At 36.3% G+C, this 20,877-nt stretch carries 15 protein-coding genes and 2 pseudogenes; 7 read left to right on the top strand and 10 right to left on the bottom strand.

Annotation, left to right across the window (positions count from 1 at the left end; genetic code table 11):
• Positions 1–100: 100 nt before the first annotated feature.
• The 3 genes from AB3H90_RS09825 to spxA form a co-directional block, all read right to left on the bottom strand.
• Positions 101–1,096: a competence protein CoiA gene (locus AB3H90_RS09825; protein ID WP_368016652.1), complete on the bottom strand. Its 996-nt coding sequence runs from the start codon at positions 1,094–1,096 to the stop codon at positions 101–103.
• A 100-nt stretch (positions 1,097–1,196) separates the two neighbouring features.
• On the bottom strand, positions 1,197–1,844 hold the full coding sequence (locus tag AB3H90_RS09820; RefSeq protein ID WP_010720865.1) for an adaptor protein MecA: 648 nt from the start codon (positions 1,842–1,844) through the stop codon (positions 1,197–1,199).
• Between the two features lie 388 nt (positions 1,845–2,232).
• Positions 2,233–2,631, bottom strand: coding sequence for a transcriptional regulator SpxA (gene spxA / locus AB3H90_RS09815; RefSeq protein ID WP_002296384.1), 399 nt, complete (start codon positions 2,629–2,631; stop codon positions 2,233–2,235).
• Between the two features lie 778 nt (positions 2,632–3,409).
• Here spxA and AB3H90_RS09810 point away from each other — a divergent pair.
• Positions 3,410–4,117, top strand: coding sequence for an HAD family hydrolase (locus AB3H90_RS09810; protein ID WP_010720866.1), 708 nt, complete (start codon positions 3,410–3,412; stop codon positions 4,115–4,117).
• Between the two features lie 120 nt (positions 4,118–4,237).
• Here the strand turns inward: AB3H90_RS09810 and AB3H90_RS09805 are convergent, their stop codons facing one another.
• The 4 genes from AB3H90_RS09805 to AB3H90_RS09790 form a co-directional block, all read right to left on the bottom strand.
• Entirely contained in the window at positions 4,238–7,432 is a 3,195-nt protein-coding gene (locus AB3H90_RS09805; protein ID WP_368016651.1) for an SNF2 helicase associated domain-containing protein, read from the bottom strand.
• A 15-nt stretch (positions 7,433–7,447) separates the two neighbouring features.
• On the bottom strand, positions 7,448–10,582 hold the full coding sequence (locus AB3H90_RS09800) for an AAA family ATPase (protein WP_368016650.1): 3,135 nt from the start codon (positions 10,580–10,582) through the stop codon (positions 7,448–7,450).
• Positions 10,582–11,709: an exonuclease SbcCD subunit D gene (locus tag AB3H90_RS09795; RefSeq protein WP_010737095.1), complete on the bottom strand. Its 1,128-nt coding sequence runs from the start codon at positions 11,707–11,709 to the stop codon at positions 10,582–10,584. The genes AB3H90_RS09800 and AB3H90_RS09795 overlap by 1 nt, the downstream gene beginning before the upstream one ends.
• Positions 11,710–11,909: 200 nt before the next feature.
• A complete protein-coding gene (locus AB3H90_RS09790; protein ID WP_010720870.1) occupies positions 11,910–12,536 on the bottom strand; it encodes a 1-acyl-sn-glycerol-3-phosphate acyltransferase in 627 nt (208 codons plus the stop codon).
• Between the two features lie 128 nt (positions 12,537–12,664).
• Between AB3H90_RS09790 and AB3H90_RS09785 the strand changes: the two genes are divergently transcribed.
• The 6 genes and pseudogenes from AB3H90_RS09785 to AB3H90_RS09760 form a co-directional block, all read left to right on the top strand.
• Entirely contained in the window at positions 12,665–13,399 is a 735-nt protein-coding gene (locus tag AB3H90_RS09785; protein WP_010720871.1) for a tRNA1(Val) (adenine(37)-N6)-methyltransferase, read from the top strand.
• Positions 13,389–13,670 carry a GIY-YIG nuclease family protein gene (locus AB3H90_RS09780; protein WP_053766274.1) on the top strand — a complete coding sequence of 94 codons (282 nt, stop codon included), beginning with the start codon at positions 13,389–13,391 and terminating at the stop codon, positions 13,668–13,670. Before AB3H90_RS09785 ends, AB3H90_RS09780 begins: the two co-directional genes overlap by 11 nt.
• Positions 13,671–13,897: 227 nt before the next feature.
• Positions 13,898–14,005: pseudogene (locus tag AB3H90_RS09775) on the top strand (transposase); the annotation flags it as partial.
• Positions 14,006–14,273: 268 nt separating this feature from the next.
• Positions 14,274–14,663: a hypothetical protein gene (locus AB3H90_RS09770; RefSeq protein WP_368016649.1), complete on the top strand. Its 390-nt coding sequence runs from the start codon at positions 14,274–14,276 to the stop codon at positions 14,661–14,663.
• 46 nt (positions 14,664–14,709) lie between these two features.
• Entirely contained in the window at positions 14,710–14,988 is a 279-nt protein-coding gene (locus AB3H90_RS09765) for a hypothetical protein (RefSeq protein WP_081128426.1), read from the top strand.
• A 27-nt stretch (positions 14,989–15,015) separates the two neighbouring features.
• Positions 15,016–15,273: pseudogene (locus tag AB3H90_RS09760) on the top strand (transposase); the annotation flags it as partial.
• A 113-nt stretch (positions 15,274–15,386) separates the two neighbouring features.
• On the opposite strand, the gene AB3H90_RS09755 reads toward AB3H90_RS09760, so the two are convergent.
• From AB3H90_RS09755 to aspS, 3 genes are all read right to left on the bottom strand, one after another.
• The gene (locus tag AB3H90_RS09755; RefSeq protein ID WP_010720873.1) at positions 15,387–17,333 is read right to left on the bottom strand and encodes an acyltransferase family protein; all 1,947 of its coding nucleotides are present in this window, start codon (positions 17,331–17,333) and stop codon (positions 15,387–15,389) included.
• Between the two features lie 442 nt (positions 17,334–17,775).
• Complete coding sequence (locus AB3H90_RS09750; protein ID WP_010720874.1) at positions 17,776–18,651, bottom strand: YitT family protein; 876 nt, start codon at positions 18,649–18,651, stop codon at positions 17,776–17,778.
• Positions 18,652–19,099: 448 nt separating this feature from the next.
• Complete coding sequence (gene aspS / locus AB3H90_RS09745; RefSeq protein WP_034699943.1) at positions 19,100–20,866, bottom strand: aspartate--tRNA ligase; 1,767 nt, start codon at positions 20,864–20,866, stop codon at positions 19,100–19,102.
• Positions 20,867–20,877 lie beyond the last annotated feature (11 nt).

The raw sequence follows: 20,877 nt of genomic DNA, 5'->3' as shown, positions 1-20,877 counted from the left end.
CACTCTTTTTTTCTAATTCATATTGAAAATAGAAAAATGAATAAGCCTACTAAAATCAGCTACTCTTAATTAGTGTATCATAATTTATTTCTGTTTGACATCAAGAATATCTCCTCACACTCCTGGTAAAGCAATTGGAAAATCTTTTTCTTATCAACCATTGAATAAAGCCAAGTTGTTTTATTTGGTTCAATTTTTTGGAGCCAATTGAGATACTTCCATTGTTGGCTTCTGCCTGCTTGTTCACTGATGATTTCTTCAAATAAAAGACGATAAAAGAAAACTTTTTCTTGAAAATAAAAAAAAATCGACTTTCTGCGTACATCCACGGAGATAAATAAAGTAAATGTTTTTTTCTAAGATAGAATTGTTTTTGTAAATGAACGTATTTAGACTGACGATAGTATAACTTTTTTTGTAACCATTTTTGACAGCCAACATTAGTAAGAACTTTTTGCCGATTTTGATTCTCCCACTGTTTTTCTAATAGACTTACAGGAGATTCACTAAAGAAAGGCCAGCTAATTGTTTCATAGGTTACTGTTCCAGAAAATAATTCTGCCAAATGACAAAACAAATATAATCTTTTTTCCAGCCAATCAATTTTCCATAAATGAGTGCCCATGGTGTCATTGTACATACAAAAGTACTTTTCTCTCATTTTTAAACGATCATTTTTGAAAAAAGCAGAACCTAAGATCCACCAAACACGATAGTTTTTGCTTAGATACCCTTTTGTTCGTTCTTTCATCCGTTCATAATCGAGAACTGAACACTGAATTTCAATGGCTAGATCCCCGCAAAGGATATCTGGTCTTTGTCGAAGGGCTGGTAAATAGGCTTCTAAGACAGGCGGATGAGTAACAAATTGTCTACACCACTCAAAAAAATATTTTTTGAGTTGGAGATGCTCCGTTGTTTCTTTCTCACTAAAACCAAAACAATCCTGTAAATTTTTGTGAGCAAAATGTGCTGTTTTTTGCTGCCCAGTTTTTAATATCACTGGTTCCTTACAAGCTGGGCAGAAAAGACTTTGCCGTTTCGTACATGTTGTAGCCAGAAATCTTTTTCCATGTTTATCGATTGCAACCATCATAAATTAGCTGCCCCCCTTCTAAAAGAAAATACGTCAAAAAAAGAACCTGATCATTTTCATTGATCAGATTCTTCAAATTGTTTCTTTGATTATTTGCTGCTTACGCAAAATAAAATTTTGTACGTTCCAAAGCATTTCGTTCCATAAGTAATTGCGCATATTCGTTCAATGTTTCAATGGTCCGATCGCTTCTTTCTGCAAACTCTAAAATTCGAGCTACTTCATTCGCGACATCTGTTTGGTTTAAATCTTCCATCCAAAAATGTACGGCTAAATAGTAGATACCATCTAGTAAATACAAATCTGTCCAGGCTGATTCCAACTCGACATCATTGGCTAGTTGAATCATTTGTTCAAAGTCTTCAAAAGCAAAAATCGCTTGGTGTTCTGTTTCATCGGAAATGCGTTCAGTCGTTTCTTCTTCATTATTTAAGATTTGTTGCTGGATAAATTCAGTTACATCATCAGAATCTAAAGAGTCTTCGTCTTCTTGGAGCATTTCTTCATTCGGTAAGTTTTTACTAATAAAAAGTTCTAAACCGTCTCCTTTAGGAAGCACTTGAAATGTAACAGCTTCGCTACTGCGGAACTCATCTTCAATATCAACTTCTTCTAAAATACTGTAGAAAAAATTTTCGATCTCTCTATGGTTACCAAGCAAGTCTAAAAATGAGACGCCTCGCTCTTCTAAATCTTCATGACCGATCATTACTCGGATCGTATTTTCATTAATATGTTCCATTTCCATCTGGCTACACCTCACTTTGCCACAACTATCAATATAACTTCATTGTAGCGAAATAAGCTTAAATGTAAAGAAAAAAAATTACCATTTAAAATCAAAATAAGTTTTTTATTTAACCTTGACATCATTTTTTTCACTTAGCTAAACGTAAAAAAGAGCTTAGGACAAAAAGCCACTCCTAATGCGAGAACGAATAAACGGCATTCAAAAAGTAATCCTTAACAATAAATCGAATTTTTGAGACCAAGTATTTTGGTTTTCTCAAATCTTGCTATCAGCAAAAGAATAAAATTCATTTACATGTTACATCTAGTTATATGTACTTTCTATTCTGGTAAAAAAAAACTTAGAAAAACTACAAAAATAGTTTTTCTAAGTTAACGTTTATTTTCTATAATCCAGCCATTAATTGTGCTTGACGCAATTCCAATTGACGTACATCACGTGGTAAGAAACGACGGATTTCATCTTCATTGAAACCAACTTGTAGGCGTTTGTCATCGATCATAATCGGACGACGCAACAATCCAGGGTTATTTTGAACGAGTTCTAACAGTTCTTGCAATGGTAAATCATCAAGATCCATGTTTAGTTTTTGGAAAACTTTTGAACGTGTTGAAATAATTTCTTCTGTGCCATCTTCAGTCATTTGTAAGATTGCCTTTAATTCTGAACTATTTAATGGTTCAGAAAAGATATTTCGTTCAACAAATGGAATTTGATGTTCTTGTAACCACGCACGGGCCTTTCTACAGGAAGTACAACTTGGGGAAGTATATAGTGTTAACAACGTGCACCACTCCTTTTCATGACTAATGTCACTTTTTTGTAACAGAAGATCATTATAATCTTCCATCTGTTTCTATTATACATAATCAACTTTTAAATAGCTAGCTTTTTTCATAATATTTTATCAAAAAAATGAAAGTTATCTAAGATTTATATTCCGTAAAACCAACACTTTACGTTTAGTTAGCAATTAAAAAATGAGAGTTTTCAAATTTAATTCAAATATAACCTGCCATTGAAACAGGCTTTAAAGTTGTACTATTATTTTATTACTCACCCCACAAAAAAACGGTTTCTTTGAAAAAATTATGTTTTTTATTTCTGTCTGCTTTATTTTGTTTGCTATTACAACAGTCCTTTTAATTGAACCTAACCCTTATTTTGTCCGCTAATTAAGCACCCTTTTATATTACAATGGTTATAAAATGAAAATCACTACAAAACGCCTTATCGCCATCATTAAGTGTTATTTTATATTTTAATCATTTTCGTTTTTCTGTATTAAAAAAAACATTCTTTATCAAGTAAAATAGGATTATTCTATTAAAATTAGTCAGAATTTCGTTTCATTGAGGATTAATTTATTCATCAGATAATCAAATGATATTCAATTTTACTATTTTAGTGAAAAAAACTGAAACTTGAAAAGCTTATTCTGTCAAGAAAAGCGAAATATAGTAATAAAAACCTTTATTTAACAACGTTTTAACCGGTATTTTTCTGATACAATAGTCGAGGATTTATGAAAAAAATGATGAAAACCGAAAGGCGTGTAGAATTTGATTAAGTCAGTTGTTTTTGACGTTGATGATACGATGTACGATCAACAACAGCCATTTAGAAATGCGGTAAAAAAAGTAGTGCCGCTTGTTTCAGATATAGATATGGGACCATTATATCTCCGGTTCCGTCATCACAGTGATGAAAATTTCCCTAAAGTGATGGCAGGAAAATGGACCTTGGAGTATATGCGTGCACATCGAATCAGCCAATCACTAAAAGACTTAGATTATCCACATATTACTGAAGAAGAAGGTCTTTATTTCCAACAAGTTTATGAAGAAGAATTAGATAATATCTGTCTTCATGAGGAAGTAAAGAAAACATTGGACTTCTTGACTGAAATGAATATCCCTCTCGGAATCATTACCAATGGTCCCACCGATCATCAAACCAAAAAATTGAATCAACTTCAATTAGCAAACTGGATTCCTTCACAGCATATGATCGTTTCGCAAGCAACAGGATTTCAGAAACCAGAAAAAGAGATTTTTCAACTTGCTGAAGAACGTTTCAATCTAACTGCAGAAGAAACTCTATATGTAGGCGATAACTACGACAATGACGTATTAGGTGCTAAAAGAGCTGGTTGGCAAGCGCTTTGGTTTAACCATCGTGAACGAAAAGTTGATGGTCCATTGAACTGTGATATCGAAATCACCTCATTTGATCAATTATTAGAAACGATGAAAGTAATTTTCAGCTAAAGCATCCATGCACAGCTCCTAGCAAAACAAATAACTAAAAAACTCTCGAAACATAATCTTGTTTCGAGAGTTTTTTATTATTGAGTCTTAAGATTTAATTATTTTTTGTTTCAAAATTTTTTAGTCTTCCAGGTCTCCGACACTCAGAATCATCCGGATATCATCTTCCGTTAATTTGGTTAATTGGTCTTCATTTCCTTGGATGACTTTTTGGAATAACTCTCTTTTTTCTTGTTGTAACGAATCCATCCGCTCTTCAATCGTTCCTTCTGCAATCATGCGCCAAACTTCGACCACATTTTTTTGTCCGATACGGTGCGCACGTCCTGCCGCTTGTTCTTCAATGGCTGGATTCCACCATAAATCATACAGAATTACCGTGTCTGCTCCCGTTAAGTTGAGTCCGGTTCCGCCAGCTTTCAATGAAATCAAAAAGACATCTCGTTCTCCTTCATTGAATGCATCTACCATCGTTAAACGATCTTGCGGTTTGGTGCTTCCTCTTAAGTAAAAAGTAGAAATTCCTAATTCTGCTAGTTCTTCTTGTAAGATGGTCAACATACCTGTAAATTGAGAAAACAACAGAACCCGCCGATTGTTTTCTTTGGCTGCGACCAGTAGATCTTTGACTTGTTCTAGCTTTCCTGAGCCACCTTCATAATCCTCCAAGAATAATCTTGGATCACAGCAAATTTGGCGTAATCGTGTCAAACCAGCTAGAATACCGATGCGATTCTTTTTAAAAGCTTCTGAGTCCATAGTAGAAATCTCTTCTCGCATCTGACGTAAATAAGCCAAGTACACGGTTTTTTGCTCTTCTGTCAATGCAGAATAAAGATTCATCTCGGTTTTTTCTGGTAGATCGCTTAACACGGTTTGCTTATCCCTTCGTAACACAAACGGACGAATCATTCGGGCAATTTCTTCAGGTGCCAGCTCTCTAAAGCGGGTCTTATTCGGGAAAAATCCCGGCATAATCGTTGCAAAGAGCGACCATAGTTCTTCTAAATTATTCTCAATTGGCGTCCCACTTAAGGCAAAACGTTGCGGTACACTTAATTCTCGTAGCGCTTGAGCTGTTTTGGTACTACTATTTTTAACCATCTGAGCCTCATCAAGGATCAAATAATTAATCGCATGTTTTTGATAATCTGCTAAATCTTGTCTTAAACTAGCATAAGAAGTGACTCTGATATCTGCCTTACGAGCTAATAGTTCTTCTCGTTCCTTTTTATTCCCGTTGATTACTTGGATGCTCAAAGAAGGAGCAAATTTTTTCACTTCTGCTTGCCAGTTATAGATCAAACTAGCAGGAGCGACGATCAAAGCAGAGAGTTCGCCTTTTTCTTCTTTTTCTGAAAGCAAATAGGCAATTGTCTGAAGGGTTTTTCCTAGACCCATTTCATCTGCTAAAATTCCGCCAAACTGGTAATTTCCCAGCATTTTCAACCATCGAAATCCTTGTTTTTGGTAATCACGCAATTCAGCTTGTAGACCTGCTGGCAAGGATACTTGATATTGTTCAGGTTGTATTAGATCTTGGATCATTTTTTGATAGGAGTCACCAAAAGTTGCTGAACTTCCTGCTAACTTATCTTGAATGATCAATCCTTGGTTTTTAGGTACATGGATCGTTCCAGATTCTGAACGGATCGATTCACGGAATTGTTGCAAGATTTGACTTGTTTGCTGAAACTCTTCGGAATCAAAGGACAGTACTTGCCCATTTTCTAACGTATAGAAAGCATCATTTCGCAACAAACTTTGTAAGACCTGATTGATTTCTTGTTCCTCAATCCCAGTCACATCAAAACGAATATCTAACCATGAACTGGTTTCTTCCACTTCGATCTTCGGTTGATGTCGATGTGCATCTAAATACAATTCCCGAAGTTTTTTCCCAAGGCGGAGCTCACCAAACTGACGAAAAACGGCTAACTCCGTACGGAAAAAAGTATACAACTCTTCTCCTGTTGGCAATAAACGTTCATAGCCTGTATCATTTCGTTGGTAGCGATACATTTTGAACAAGTCTAATACGCGTTGTTCTTGAGCTTTGTCTCTTAATACTTCAGAAGCATTTTCAGCAATAACTTCATGTTTTTTATCTGTTGAAAAAACGACTTCATCATAGACAAAATCAACACGAGCCTGGATCTTGCCTTTCGATTTTCTAAAGAAGAAAATAAATTCCACTGGCACGTCAGCAACTTCTGCTTTCACTTCATCCGCTATGCTCACTTGACCAATTTCAGATAGCAATGGAATGATTTCTTTGAATAATGAGGATAGTTCTTGCTTAAGAAACAATACTTCTGGTTTCTCAAATCTTCTCATAAGCTGTTTCCAAGTTAAATAGACTGCTTGTTGACGTTTTGTTAATGAATAAAAAGTTCCTTGGATCATTCCCCATTGATAATGAGTAAAGAACAACTCAAAGTCATTCAGTGCGCTTAATTGATAGGCCTCTTCTTTTTTTGTTACTTCAAATTCTAAGGAAGGCTCATTATCAGAAAATCGAACCCCTTGATAATTCACTTCTCCGATCTTCATTTGGAGTTTTGTCGTTTGGTTCATCTGTTCTAACAATGTTTTTGCTTGTTCGATCGGTAATAACAAATAACGTTTATCTAATTTCCCTTTGACTTGTAGACCGTTTACACCTAAAAGAAGTTGCGTTTGGGCACACTCAGCTAACGTTTTTAAGATTACTTGATCTTCTCCTTGAAAAGCTCGTTGATCTAGATGGAACTGGTATTGTTTATTCACAGTGTAGCGTTCATTTTCCATATAGGAATGTAAAAAATCAAAAATGTTTTTAACGATATACGTTTTCTTTGGCTGATCTAAATAGCCAATCCGCAAATAAACGGCTAAAATAGCTAATTCCGGATGATAATGATTGGTCTCAATCGTTTCTACTTGATATTCCACAATTAATGGTTGCGTCCGTGGTGAATGGTTTTTGACAGTTAGCCTTGAAAAACCTTTCGTTAAAATTTCACCTTCGCTACTTTTTTTGACTGGTTCTAACGTAGTTTGATCTGCCTTGATTATTCGTGAAAGATTCTTAGAGCGCAAGTACAGTTCGACTGCCACTGTATGCTTACAATAATGATGTTCTTCCCAATAAGGGCATTGGCAGAAATCGACTTCTTTGGCTGTCCCATCTAAATCGACCATATACAATTCACTGCCTAAGACTTCCGCATGCCAAACTTTTTCTTCTTGGTCAGGGACAACCGATAATACCCGTCCTTCTTGCAGATATTGACGTCCTCTTGCAATGACTTTTTCTGGAATGCTCCATTTCATCAGTTAATCCCCCTCTTATCCAAGATGATAGCGTACTTTACTTTGTCCGCTACCTTCTGTTTCGATTCTGATTTGTTGTACTACTCGTTCTTTTAATTCTCTCACATGGCTGATGATCCCGATCATACGACCTTCACTTTCAATTGTTTCTAATGCTTCAATCGCCATTTCAAGTGCTTCTTCATCTAACGATCCAAATCCTTCATCAATGAATAACGCTTCGATCAACACACCACCGGCTTGTGTCTGGATCACTTCAGCTAAAGCCAACGCTAAGGATAAAGCTGCAATAAAACTTTCGCCACCAGATAGCGTATGAGCCCCACGTGTCAGACCTGCTTCATCATCATAGATATTGATCTCCAACCCTGTTTTCCCACGGTAACTTCCCACTTCATCTGCAAGCTCAAATTGGTAACGATTTTTCGTCAGACGTTGCAATCGCACATTTGCCACTTGTAGTACTTCTTGTAAATACACTTGTAGTACGTATCTTTCCAAGCTGGTTTTTCTAGGGTTTTCCCCATTCATCGTTTGCGATAATTGTTGTAGTTGGATCAATTCATCTAATTGTTCTTGACTCGCTTGATAAATCGAAGAAAATTCTTCGATGATTTGCTGATTCTGCTGTTCTTGCTCTTGCAAGTGATAACAATGTTCCTGTTGTGTTTGAACCGCAGCTTTTAGTTCATCTAGTTGTTGCTCCAATTGTTCTAAATCAGGAAGTGTTTCAGCTAAAGCAACATAGTTCAACTGGCTTAAGCGGTCTTCAACGATTAATCGTTCTTTCTCATATTCGTTGACCAGTTGACTCTTCTCTTGGTATTCAACTGTTTGTTTAGCAAATGCCAATACCTCATCTGCTTCTTTAAAGTAAGCTTGCTCTTTTATTTTTGCTGAAATTTGCTCTTGGATACGCTGAATTTTATTTTCAATTTTTGCCTGTTGCTCATGAATATTAGCCATTTGCGCTTTTAACAAACTGATTTCTTGAGAAAAACGAAGTTCTTTTGTTTTTTCTTCTGCTAACCATTGGGCTTTCATCGCAACATTTTCTTCTAATTGGTTGACATCCTCAATCAAAGTCTGAGTATTTTGTCCTTCTAACTGTTTCGTCAAGGTAACAAGCTCCCCTTGTACTTGTTGGAGCTCTTCTTTGTTTTGGCTGATTTGTTCGGTGATCTTCTTTCGCTGATCTTCGATAAGACTTAAACGTTCAGTTAGTGTTTGAGTAGCGATTTTTGCCTGTGTGATGGCCTCTGCACGCGAATCCAAATCATGCTGGATTTTTTCTAAGGATACAAGAGGATCATCTGCTATGGCAAATTTAAACGATTGCTGGATCAAATGTTGTAATCGTTCTTTGCTTTTTTGGATCTCTACTTGTTTTTCTGTTCCGAAGTTTTCCAAGTCAGCTATTTTTTGTTCTATTTGTGCTTTTTCTGCTTCACTACGCCCTATTTCTTGATTGATTTGTTCAAGATTTGTTTCTGCCTCGGCTAAATTTGCTTCCAGTTGGACAAATTCTTCTTGATTAGGCAATACATACTCATTTTGTTGTTTAGGATGCTCCGTTGACCCACAAACTGGACAAGGTTGCCCTGGTAATAATAGCAATTGCAACTTCGCAATTTGTTGGCTTGCCCATTGACTCTTTAAAAGATCAACTTGATTATTTTGTTTGCTTAACATTACTTGTTGAGCTTGGAGTTTTGTGATCAGTTCGGACAACTTGGTTTGATTCATCTTTAACTGTTCTGTATTCTGGTGATTTTCTGTAAGGATAGTTTGGTACTTTTCTTGCTCATGCCGAAGTTGTTCGTAACACAATTGATCACTGTGCAAGCGATCTTGGTCAAGCAGCAGTTCTGCTAGTCTTTGTTCTTCTTCTTTTAACTGGACTTGTTCTTGAAGAATTTTTTGTTCTTTTTCTTCTGCTTTTTTCTTAGCCTTTTGTAACTCTTCACTTTCATTTTGCTTTTTTTGCCATTCTTCCGCAATTGGGATTAATGACTTCATGACTTGTAATCGATTCGCTGCATGTTCCATTTCTTGTTGGGCATTTTTTCTTTCAGGTTCATCTTTATGCCACTGTGCATACGCTTGTTCTTGTTGAACGAATATTTCAGAACAAGTCTGTTCTTTATCAATCAGTTCTGCTTGTTCTTTCTGGTATTCTTGGCTTCGTGTCAACGTGTCGAACAGTCGTTCAGAAAATTCATAATGAGTGATCCATTGTTTTATTTCATTGATTTCACTTTCTTGCTTGATCAATTCTGCATGTTTTTGCTCTAATTTTTGCTTTTCTTCCTGACGTGTTTGCAATGTTTGCGAATGATAATAGGTATCTTCTAATTGCTTTTGTTGTTCTTGTAAATGAACCAGTTTATTTTTTTCTTGGAGAAGTCTTTCTTGTAATGTTGTTTGCTCTGCCTGCCAATAAGTGAATAACGCATCAAAACTTAAGGTTTCAGGAACCGTTCCTGTGTCCAAAGGGATAAACCGTTTTTGCAGCAAACTCAATTCTTGCTCAAGATGATCTAATTTTTTTTGATGTTCTTTGGCTTTTTCTTTCAATTGTTCATTAAGTTGTTGGAAAAATTGCGTGCCAAACAAATTACGTAAGACAATTTCTTTCTCACTACTTGATGAAATTAAAAAATTACGAAATTCTCCTTGAGGTAGTAAAACGATCTGAGAAAACTGTTTCGCATCCAGATTCATTAATTCTTTGATTAATTGATCCACTTCACTACGTTTCGTGTATTGGCGCATTTCTTTGCCCGCTTCATCAAAGATCGTCAAAGAAACTTTTGCTGCTTGCTTTCGATTGCCTTCACCTTTACGTTTGGCCAAGAGTTGTTCTGGCTTACGTTCAATCTCATAATTCAGGCGCTGATGCTCAAATGAAAAAAAGACACACGTTTCTTCTTCAGGCGTAGCAAAAAGAGACCGCATTTCTTTACCAGTCCTGATTCTGCCAGAAGTTTCACCAAACAATGCATAAGTCATTCCATCAAAAAGAGTCGTTTTTCCTGCACCTGTTTTTCCAGTAATCAAAAATAGTGGTGCTTCGGTCAATTTCGCAAAATCAATTGTCTCGTCAATAAAAGGACCAAAATTTTTTAGTCGTAATTTCTTGGGTTTCATTACTGATCATTCCTGTCCGTGAGTTCTTGTAGCGTTTCTTTTAACCAGATTTCCTGCTTGTTCGTCAACTGTTCCTTGGTCATTTCTTTGAAAAAGCCTTGTGCGATCTTATGTGGATCCTTTGTCATCATCTTTTTTTGTTTTCCCTGTTTCAGTTCTACTCGACCGTTTGAACGTTCCACACCAAGTATCCGTGGATAGATTTTTCTTAATTGATTCATCATGTTAGGGATAATCGTTCGATCTTCCAAATAAATTTGGAGATAATTTTCACGATTGATCGTCTGATAAAAATCTGGATTCAACAGCTCTTTAAAACTTGCTGTTATTTCTTCAATATCATATAACGGGGTCAGTTCTCGAAAATTCAAAGAGACGTCCTCTTCTAAATCTACGATCCAAACACCTTTTTTTTGATTGATTTCTGACAATGAAAATTTTAAAGGCGACCCACTGTAACGGGCATTTTTTTGATTCAATGCTGCTTGATTGTGGAGGTGTCCTAATGCGACATAATCAAATGGTTCAAGTAAATCTCCTGGAACAGCATCTAATCCGCCTACTTCAATTTTGGTTTCTGAATCTGATTTCATACTCCCGGTCACAAAAAAGTGACTCACTAACACTTGTTTTTTTGTTGAGTCAAACTGCGTTTTCATTTTCTCAATGACTTTTTCCATTGCTTGTTGAATGGTGCGTATCTGCTCATCTTCAAAATATATCCTCGCTGAGATTGGTTCAAAATAAGGCAAAAGGAAAAATTGCGTATCCTTGAATATGATTGGTTGAAAGGCTTCTGCCAATCTAGTTTGTAAATAATAATCGGACTGACTGAACCAAGGTGTTCCTGTCGAAAGACGAATACCGCTATCATGATTTCCGGATATCGCAAAAATCGGAAATCCTTCCCGTAGATTCCATTCGACCATCAATTGATTGAACACTTCAATGGCATCCACTGACGGAACACTTCGATCATAAAGATCTCCCGCAATCACGATTGCATCAACATTTTCTTCTTTTGCAATTGCTAAGATCTGGGTTAAAACATGCTCTTGTTCCTTGATTCGATCGTATCCTTGTAGTTTTTTTCCAATATGCCAATCAGCTGTATGTAAAAAACGCATCTCATCACCTCAAAAAATGTCCTTCTAATTATTATAACACTTCCCCTCATTACATGATACCTAGGATCATTACGGACTAAAACAAATAGACAATGAAAAAAAGTTGCTGATTCCGTATAAACATAGATAGTCCCATGCTTAGAAAGAATCACAACTTTTATCATTACCTTGCGCTTTGATTTTTATTGAAAAAGAATCATTTACTTTTTATTTTTGATTTCATATTTAAAGTCAGGATTGACTTCTTTGTCTAGTTGATCGAAAGCGGCTTGTGTTCTACGTTCGATTTCTGCCATTCCTTCTTTGTCTGTTTTTTTGATATCAGACAAATCGATTGGTTCACCAAAACGCACAACCACACGTTTGCGCTTGAATAAGTCACCCAAAGTCAATGGTCCTTGGTAGACAGCAGGAACGATTTTTGCTTTTGACATTTTAGAAATCAATGCCATTCCGCCTTTTAATTCCGTTGCATGTCTTGTTCCACTTGGGAACATGATCAAACCTAAATGAGTAGATTTTAAAATTTTAACAGGCGTTTTGATGACACTAGGTCCTGGATTTTCTCTTTTTACTGGAAACGCATGGGCATGTGTCAAAATAAATCGTAATACTGGATTTTTGAATAATTCTTCTTTTGCCATAAAGCTAAATTCTTTAGGCGAAGCTGCTACAGCAAGATATAAAGGATCCCACCAAGTTCGATGTGGCGCTACCAAAATATAATTCTCATCTTGTGGTAAAACTTCTTTATTTTCATATCGGGCATTGCCGTTGATCACTGCTAAGATCACTCGGACTAGCCCTCTCATAAATCGATAGAACATAGTCTCTTCCTTTCTAGGTGTATGGTCATAGTATGCCTAAATTTAGGAAACTTTACAAGGTACCTTGGTTCTTTTTTATAAAAATAGTATAATACAATCACTTAGTTTTTTCATTTTGGAGGGAACCCATGCTTCACGAAGATGAACGGATCGATCAATTATATGCAAATGATATTAAAATCATTCAAAGTCCTCACGTTTTTTCTTTTTCACTAGACGCTGTTTTACTTGCTCATTTTGCACGTGTACCGAAAAAAGGACAAATCGTTGACCTCTGTGCAGGAAATGGTGCAGTCGGTCTTTTTTTGAGCAAACGAACGAATGCGTTGATTGATGGAATCGAAATTCAACCACGTTTAGCGGATATGGCAAGACGTAGTATCCAATTAAACGAGCTAACACACCAAATGACCATCCATACGCTTGATTTAAAAGAAAGTTTATCCGTTGTTCGTCATAATTCATGTGATTTAGTCGTCTGTAATCCCCCTTATTTTAAGGGATTACCAACCAATAAAAAAAATCCGAATGAGCATTTAGCGATTGCTCGACATGAAATCCATACTACCCTTGAAGATGTGATCCAAATTTCTAGTAAATTATTAAAAACCAATGGACGCTTTGCAATGGTCCATCGCCCAGACCGCTTTTTAGAAATTATTCAGTTACTAGAAAAACACCGTATCGCCCCTAAAAAAATTCAATTCGTTTATCCAAAAATGGGGAAAGAGGCAAATATTTTGTTGATCGAAGGAATCAAAGAAGGCAAATTAGATGGCTTTAAAGTTGCTTCACCGTTGATCACATACATGCCTGATGGTAGCTATACAAATGAAATCCGAGAAATTCTTTATGGCCAGTGAGCATTATTTTTATGTCTTAGCTTGTAAAGATGGCACGTTTTACGGTGGCTATACGACGGATCTTTCAAGAAGATTAGCAGAACACAATCATGGGACAGGAGCTAAATATACCCGATTACAAAAAAGGCGCCCCGTCAAAATGATCCATGCTGAGGTGTTTGCAACTAGGAGTGACGCAACAAAAGCCGAAGCAGCCTTTAAAAAACTCACGCGCACTCAAAAAGAACGGTATTTAAAGACACAGCCCTCTCACATGTTGCCAGAACAATAATTTGGGTCAATATTACTGGGGCTGAATCGACCTTTTAAGGGAATGTACGAGAACTAAACAAAAACACAAAAATTAGTTTTTTGGCTGTTGATTGTTACCTACTTCAAACAATTGAAAAGACATCTTGAGATCCTTTCAAATGAGTTCAGCACTTATTGATAGAGGAAAATCGGCTCTATAATTTATGGGACTGATGATGTATCGAGGTTGCTTACGAAAGCTTCCAGAAGAATCCCCACATAAAGACAGTCAAACGTGTAGCTTACGGATTTAAATCATTTGAGAACATGAATATTAGGATCTTTTTGAGCAATCAATTAATTGACGTTAAATAACAAAAAATCCGGGTCAGAATGAGGTTCATTCTGATCCGTATTTGAATTTATACCACTCATCGGTTCTTATTGACAAAGAATTAAAATAATGTTGAGGCGTTTTATGGATTTGATGATTTTTACATAAAGTTACAACCAAAAATCAAAAATTATTAGCAGTTATAAGTTTAAAACGATACTTTGTGAAAATATCGGCAGCATTTAAAGGTAACGTGATAAATTGAAATAGGAAGTATGGTGTCAAATTAATTTAAGGAGGTGAAGAATAATGAAAAAAGTGATACTAAAAGGCTTAATTTTAACTACATACATGGTAATGACGTGTTCAATGATTATTATAGATGAAGTTGCTTTTGCCAGTGAAAACACTATGGCTGGTACTGAAGAAGTTATAGCCGAACCCACTAATAATATACAGTATGACATGTCAGGATTAATGATACATAGTAGCGCCAGCACGCTTAATTTTTCTGAGTATGTTTATATGCAAAACAAACCACATGGATCAAGTCGTTGGATTCCAAGCTTGACAAAAATTTGGCAAGTTAAATATAAAGACGGAAAAAAATACCAAGGCTATGTGAAGTGGACGGGCAAGTATAAAAACGGCACGCATATTGGTGCATATTATCAATACACTGGCGTATTAACTTTATAGGAAAGATAAAGTTATGATTCTTGTATAAACGAAAGGTGACAGTATATTGAAATTAAAAACGATTCGTTCTATTAGAATAGTCAAAGTAATACAGTTCTTACTTAGTTTTTCTTCTGTCTACTTACTAATAAAAGGATCTAAGTATGTATTTTTAATACCATTATTATTTGGTTTTCTCTTGGAACTAATACTTCCAAAAGAATATGGTGGTGGACTAGTTAAAAATAAAAAGAATGTATTTATAAATTCAGAAAAAATTTGGATTGAACCACTGATTGAAATTATACTTTTGATTTTATTTATTATTTTTTCAACTATTAATTGACCTAGGAAGAAGAAGATGTTTCATCTCAAAGATTCTATCTTATTCTTCTCCTTATTAAGAAAACTTCCAGAAGCGCTGGATGATCGCTTTTGAGCGAAACTTCAAAACCTTCTTTCTTATGAAGAAGGAATTACCAATGCACTGATTTACCCTTACTCTAATGGAAAAATAGAAGCAAAGAATCCCCCCATAAAGACAGTCAAACGTGTAGCTTACGGATTTAAATCATTTGAGAACATGAATATTAGGATCTTTTTGAGCAATCAATTAATTAACGTGAAATAACAAAAAATCCGGGTCAGAATGAGGTTCATTCTGACCCGGATTTAATTTTATAGCACTTATCAGTCCTTATTGACAAAGAGCTGGAAAATCAAGATGTCTTATCTCTTATTCAACTATTCCGTACTACCATTTCCATTAGCAGAACTAGCTACACTACCACTATTAGTATTCGTATCATTTTGGGTTGATTCACTTGAAACAGTTTTCTTCGTTTTATCTTTCCCTAATAAAGTTTCACTTACTAAATGGATATAGTGTTTCATTCCTTCTGGATTTGGATGTACTTGGTCATCATAAAACCAATCATTGTGGCTATTACTATAATCATACCAGTCGATCAATGTAAGATTATCGTATTTTTTAGCCATTTGTGCTAACAAGGCATTCACATCGTTTTGCCAACGTTTTGTAGGAACGCGGACATTTACCCAGTAAACTTTACGATCTCCTAAGGCACTCATGATGCTATCAAATTGCGATTCAGAAAAGGCTCCATTTGTTCCTAAGCCAATCAAAACCGTATCTTTCAATAAGTTTTGTTTTTTCAGTTCTTCAATATATGGCTCACTCGCATATAATTGTCGACCAACGTCTCCATCAACAACAACTTTAGGATATAACTCCTTCAAATCAGTCGCTGCATCTAACATGACTGAGTCCCCAAATGCTGTCAATTCTAATTTCTGCGCTTTCTTTCCTTGTTTAGCTGTTAGCCCATATTTATCAAGAACTGCTTGATCAACGGTGTTGGAATTATTATCTTCATTTTTCTGGCTTTCCTCCGCCAATCTTTTACTTTCAGCAATTTGTGCTTGTAATTTTTTTTGATCCGCAGTCACTGAATTCTTAGGTGCTGTAACAAAACCAACAAGAGCGATCAAAACCATCAATGTTCCCGGAATGACCCAAGGTTTTTGCTTGCTGATAATCGGCTTAGTGAACCAGCCTTTGACTACTTGAATCGTTTGTCCATAATCGAATCGTGCCAAAGGACGTTCAATGTAGCGATAAGAAAGTTCGCTAATGATCAGGATCAATGAAATCTCGATCAATGTATGAAGCAAAACATGATCCGCAATATTCGCAACTTTTGCTTCATAAAAAATCATGACTGGAAATTGATACAGATAGATGCCGTAACTTCGTTTACCGATCCAAGAAAACACGGGATTGGTTAACCATTTGTTCACACTTGCGCCTGGATGCGCTGTTACCGCAACTAAAACGACACAGAAGAGACTAACTAACAGCATGCCCCCATAATAGACAAAACTATAATGATCATCTAACAAGAAAAAGAAGAGGATCAATGCGATCAGTGAAATCAATCCGGCTAGATTCAACACCCGTTTTGCTTGCTTTGGAATATTTTTTTTCAATCGGGTACTTGGCCAGACAAAAGCCAAAGCACTTCCTAACCAAATTGAAAACAATCGCGTATCTGTTCCATAATATACTCGAGTTGGATCGCCGCCTGGCGTAAACAGGATCATCATGAGGATCGCAGAAATAAGTGATCCTCCTAAGACTGTATAAACGATCCACTTCTTTTTACGTACAAAAACCATTAACAAAACAAAAAGAATGGGCCAAACTAAGTAGTTTTGACCTTCCACCGCCAATGACCAAATATGGGTAAACGGTGATTCATTGGCAAATCGATCAAAATAAGACAAACCATTTTTTATTTGCCACCAGTTGTTGACATACAATAAACTACTAACGACTGTTCCTCGTAAGTTATTCAATAACCCTCGTTGAAATAACGTAATATAAGCAGATGCAGTGATTAGTAAAAACACTAATCCTGGATATAACCTTTTCATTCGTCGGACATAAAACTGCCAAATATTGATTTTGCCATTTTGTTCCCATTCTTGCCGTAATAAATCAGTGATCAAATAGCCTGATACAACAAAAAATATCGGGACGCCCAAATAACCACCCTTCAAACTTGTAGGGAGCAAATGGTACAAAATCACTCCTACTACTGCCAAAGAACGAATACCGTCAAAACCAGTAATGTAGCGACTATTTTTTAACCTTTTTTGTTTTTCCATTCAATATTCCAACTTTTCATAAACTTTTTTCATTTGTAATATACGTGTATTGTACAAAAATAGCAAGAAAAATTCATGTGATTTTCGCTATCATTTCTATCTTCCCATAAAACTTTGAAAAAAAGAATAACTTTTTCCGCAACTTTAATAAAAATTCAACTATGAACAACGTATAACTAAAAATAACCTTGAAGTCTCAGTAAGATTACATCTAACTGAAAGAATCACTTTACTAAGATCGTTACGACAAATTTAGCAAAATGAAGGGTGAAAATCTCAAAACAGGATAAACTGTTTGAAGATTCTCACCCTCCAGATACAAATCAAGCTACACAATGCCCAACTTTATCAAACGATTTGTAGAATAAAGTTGTTTCCAGCCACACTGATCGATTCATTTATTTGGATATGTCACTTTTTCTGTCAATAAGTTGCACTTGCACTAAACGCCCTCTTCATAAAACCGACCAAGAATTTGGACATTTTCGGCGATACTGACAAACGCTTGTGGATCAGAAGCTTTCATCGCTTCTCTTAACAAAGGCAACTCATAGCGTGTAACGATCGTCATCAACACCGTTTGTTTATCGTGCTTGTAAGCTCCTTCTGCCTCATTGATGATCGTGATTCCACGACGCATACAGTTTTGGATTTCATTGACTACTCGTTCGGGATGCTTCGTTACGATCATCACTTGCATTTTCTTTTGTTTCGTATACATCACGTCGGTTACTTTCCCACTGACAAAGATCGAAAGTGCGCTATAAAACATGTATTGCCAGCCAAAAAGGATACCAGCTACGAAAACAATCAATGCATTGAAGTAAATCGAAATTGAACCAATCGATTTTCCTGTCTTTTTACGAATAGTGATACTGACGATATCCAAACCACCTGAGGATAAGCCATTTCTTAAGGCTAACCCGATCCCTAACCCCATCACAGCTCCCCCAAAAATCGCGCAGATGATTGGATCAGTTGAAAGAACCGTTAGAGGAAGGATATGGATACAAAGTGACGTCAATGTCACGGTGATAAATGTAAAAATCGTAAACTTCTTACCGATCTTCACCCAAGCAAGAACAAATAAAGGAATATTCAATAAGTATAAAGTCGTTGAGACGGGTACTTCGAATCCAATCAACGATTTAGATAAAGTAGTCAGTATTTGTGCCAAGCCAGTGATTCCGCTTGAATAAATATGTCCTGGTTGATAAAAAAAGTTTAGTGCTACTGATGCAATCAATGCATAAACGATAGATACCGAAAGCTTGGTCGTATAATCATGATGCGCCCAATTTTCGAAAGTTTTTTTCATTGCTTTGTATTTCCGGTTACGATCTCGTAATTTTCATATGAATTCGTATGAAGAGACAATCATTGGCTGGAAGTCAATTTCTCTCTTTACCCGGAATTTCCTTTCTTAATTTTAATTTGGATAGTGAGTAAAGATACGTAGTATATAATGAAAGAACGAACGATTACGTTCAGTGACTACTCTATAATGATCCATCATTACACTAACCAAAAAGAAGGATTCATTCTTCGCCTATCGCATCACTAAACGTAGCATCCATTGAAAATATGGGTTAAAACTCAACTGACATTATACGCTATGACTTAATTATAAATCGTTTTGGAATTAAATCAAGACAACATAAACAAGTACGAGAGTCTTTTTACACCTAGTCCAGACTCCCGTACTTATTATTTATAAAACGATCAATGGAATTGAGTTACTAGTCTTTTGTTCAATACGAATAAACTTAGTCCATGCTGGTTACATCAATATTCAAGTCAAATAATTGGGCATCTGATACCGTACTTGGTGCATCACTCATGACATCTGCTGCTCTACCATTTTTAGGGAAAGCAATAACTTCACGAATGTTTTCTTCACCAGCAAGTAACATCACAAAACGGTCCAAGCCAAGAGCAATACCGCCATGTGGTGGGAAACCATAATCCAATGCAGTTAATAGGAAACCAAATTGTTCTTCCATTTGTTCCTTCGTAAAGCCTAAAGTTTCTAAGACTTTTTCTTGGATTTCACGAGTATGGATCCGGATTGAGCCACCGCCTAGCTCATAGCCATTCAATACGATATCATATGCTTCTGCATAGACACTAGCTGGATCTGTACTCAAGCGTTCAAGATCTTCTTCTTTTGGCATCGTAAATGGATGATGAGCGGATACGTAGCGTCCTTCTTCTGCAGAATATTCAAATTGTGGCCATTCTGTGATCCACAAGAAATTGAATTTTGATTCATCAATTAAGCCTAATTCTTTTCCTAAGCGTGTACGGATTGCCCCTAGTGTTGCAGCTACGATTTCTTTTGTATCCGCACCAAATAATAAAATGTCTCCAACTTCAGCGTTTGTCGCTTGAACGATTGCTTCTGTTGCATCTCCCATAAATTTAGCGATTGGACCTTTCAAGCCGTCCTCTTCTACTTTTAGCCAAGCTAATCCCTTCGCACCAAATTGGCTAGCGTATTGCCCAAGATTATCTAAATCTTTACGAGAGTAGTTGCTTGAAGCATTTTTAGCATTTAAAACTTTGACGACGCCACCTTTTTCAAGAGCCATTTGGAAGACTTTGAAATCAACATCTTTGACGATTTCACTTAAGTCGATCAACTCCATCTCAAAACGTGTATCTGGTTTATCACTACCGTAGCGATTCATTGCTTCGTCATACGTCATGCGAGGAAACGGTAAAGTAACGTCGATTCCACGAACATCTTTCATCACTTTCGCAATCAAGCCTTCGGTATAATCTTGGATTTCTTCTGCCGTCAAGAATGTCGTTTCAATATCTACTTGAGTAAATTCTGGCTGACGATCACCACGAAGATCTTCGTCACGGAAACAACGAACGATTTGGTAGTAACGATCAAACCCTGCGTTCATCAATAATTGTTTAAACAACTGCGGTGATTGAGGTAAAGCATAAAAGTGCCCTGGGTAAACACGCGAAGGAACAAGATAGTCACGAGCCCCTTCTGGCGTTGATTTTCCTAAATAAGGTGTTTCGATATCCATGAAATCATTATCATCTAAATAATGACGGATTGCTTTCGTTGTTTCATTTCTCATTTTGATATTTTTCGTCATTTTTGGACGACGCAAATCTAAATAACGATATTTCATACGGATCTCGTCTCCGACTGTTTGATCGTCTTCAATCAAAAACGGTGGTGTTTTTGCTTTGTTCAAGATAACAATTTCGTTTGCGAATACTTCATATTCACCAGTGACCATTTTAGGGTTGATGGCTAGCTCCTCACGTTTACGAACCACACCAGTGATTTCAATCACGTATTCACTCCGACATTTATCCGCGATTTCCCATGCTTCTTTATTGACTTCAGGATTGAAAACGATTTGGACGATTCCTTCTCGGTCACGTAAATCAATAAAGATTACTCCCCCTAGGTCTCTTCGCTTTTGTACCCACCCTTTTAATGTAACAGTTTGATCTAGTTCTTTTGCTGAAATCAAACCGCAATAAGTTGTTCTTTGTGCCATTTTTCTTTTTC

Source organism: Enterococcus sp. C63 (genome assembly GCF_040887215.1).
Lineage (GTDB): Bacteria > Bacillota > Bacilli > Lactobacillales > Enterococcaceae > Enterococcus_B > Enterococcus_B hirae.
This window is presented reverse-complemented; position numbering and strand designations above follow the sequence as displayed.

Coding starts and splice junctions, on each gene's coding strand:
- AB3H90_RS09825 (WP_368016652.1), bottom strand. CDS start 1,096: ATGATGGTTGCAATCGATAAACATGGAAAAAGATTTCTGGCTACAACA.
- AB3H90_RS09820 (WP_010720865.1), bottom strand. CDS start 1,844: ATGGAAATGGAACATATTAATGAAAATACGATCCGAGTAATGATCGGT.
- AB3H90_RS09805 (WP_368016651.1), bottom strand. CDS start 7,432: ATGAAATGGAGCATTCCAGAAAAAGTCATTGCAAGAGGACGTCAATAT.
- AB3H90_RS09800 (WP_368016650.1), bottom strand. CDS start 10,582: ATGAAACCCAAGAAATTACGACTAAAAAATTTTGGTCCTTTTATTGAC.
- AB3H90_RS09795 (WP_010737095.1), bottom strand. CDS start 11,709: ATGCGTTTTTTACATACAGCTGATTGGCATATTGGAAAAAAACTACAA.
- AB3H90_RS09790 (WP_010720870.1), bottom strand. CDS start 12,536: ATGTTCTATCGATTTATGAGAGGGCTAGTCCGAGTGATCTTAGCAGTG.
- AB3H90_RS09785 (WP_010720871.1), top strand. CDS start 12,665: ATGCTTCACGAAGATGAACGGATCGATCAATTATATGCAAATGATATT.
- AB3H90_RS09780 (WP_053766274.1), top strand. CDS start 13,389: ATGGCCAGTGAGCATTATTTTTATGTCTTAGCTTGTAAAGATGGCACG.
- AB3H90_RS09770 (WP_368016649.1), top strand. CDS start 14,274: ATGAAAAAAGTGATACTAAAAGGCTTAATTTTAACTACATACATGGTA.
- AB3H90_RS09755 (WP_010720873.1), bottom strand. CDS start 17,333: ATGGAAAAACAAAAAAGGTTAAAAAATAGTCGCTACATTACTGGTTTT.
- AB3H90_RS09750 (WP_010720874.1), bottom strand. CDS start 18,651: ATGAAAAAAACTTTCGAAAATTGGGCGCATCATGATTATACGACCAAG.
- aspS (WP_034699943.1), bottom strand. CDS start 20,866: ATGGCACAAAGAACAACTTATTGCGGTTTGATTTCAGCAAAAGAACTA.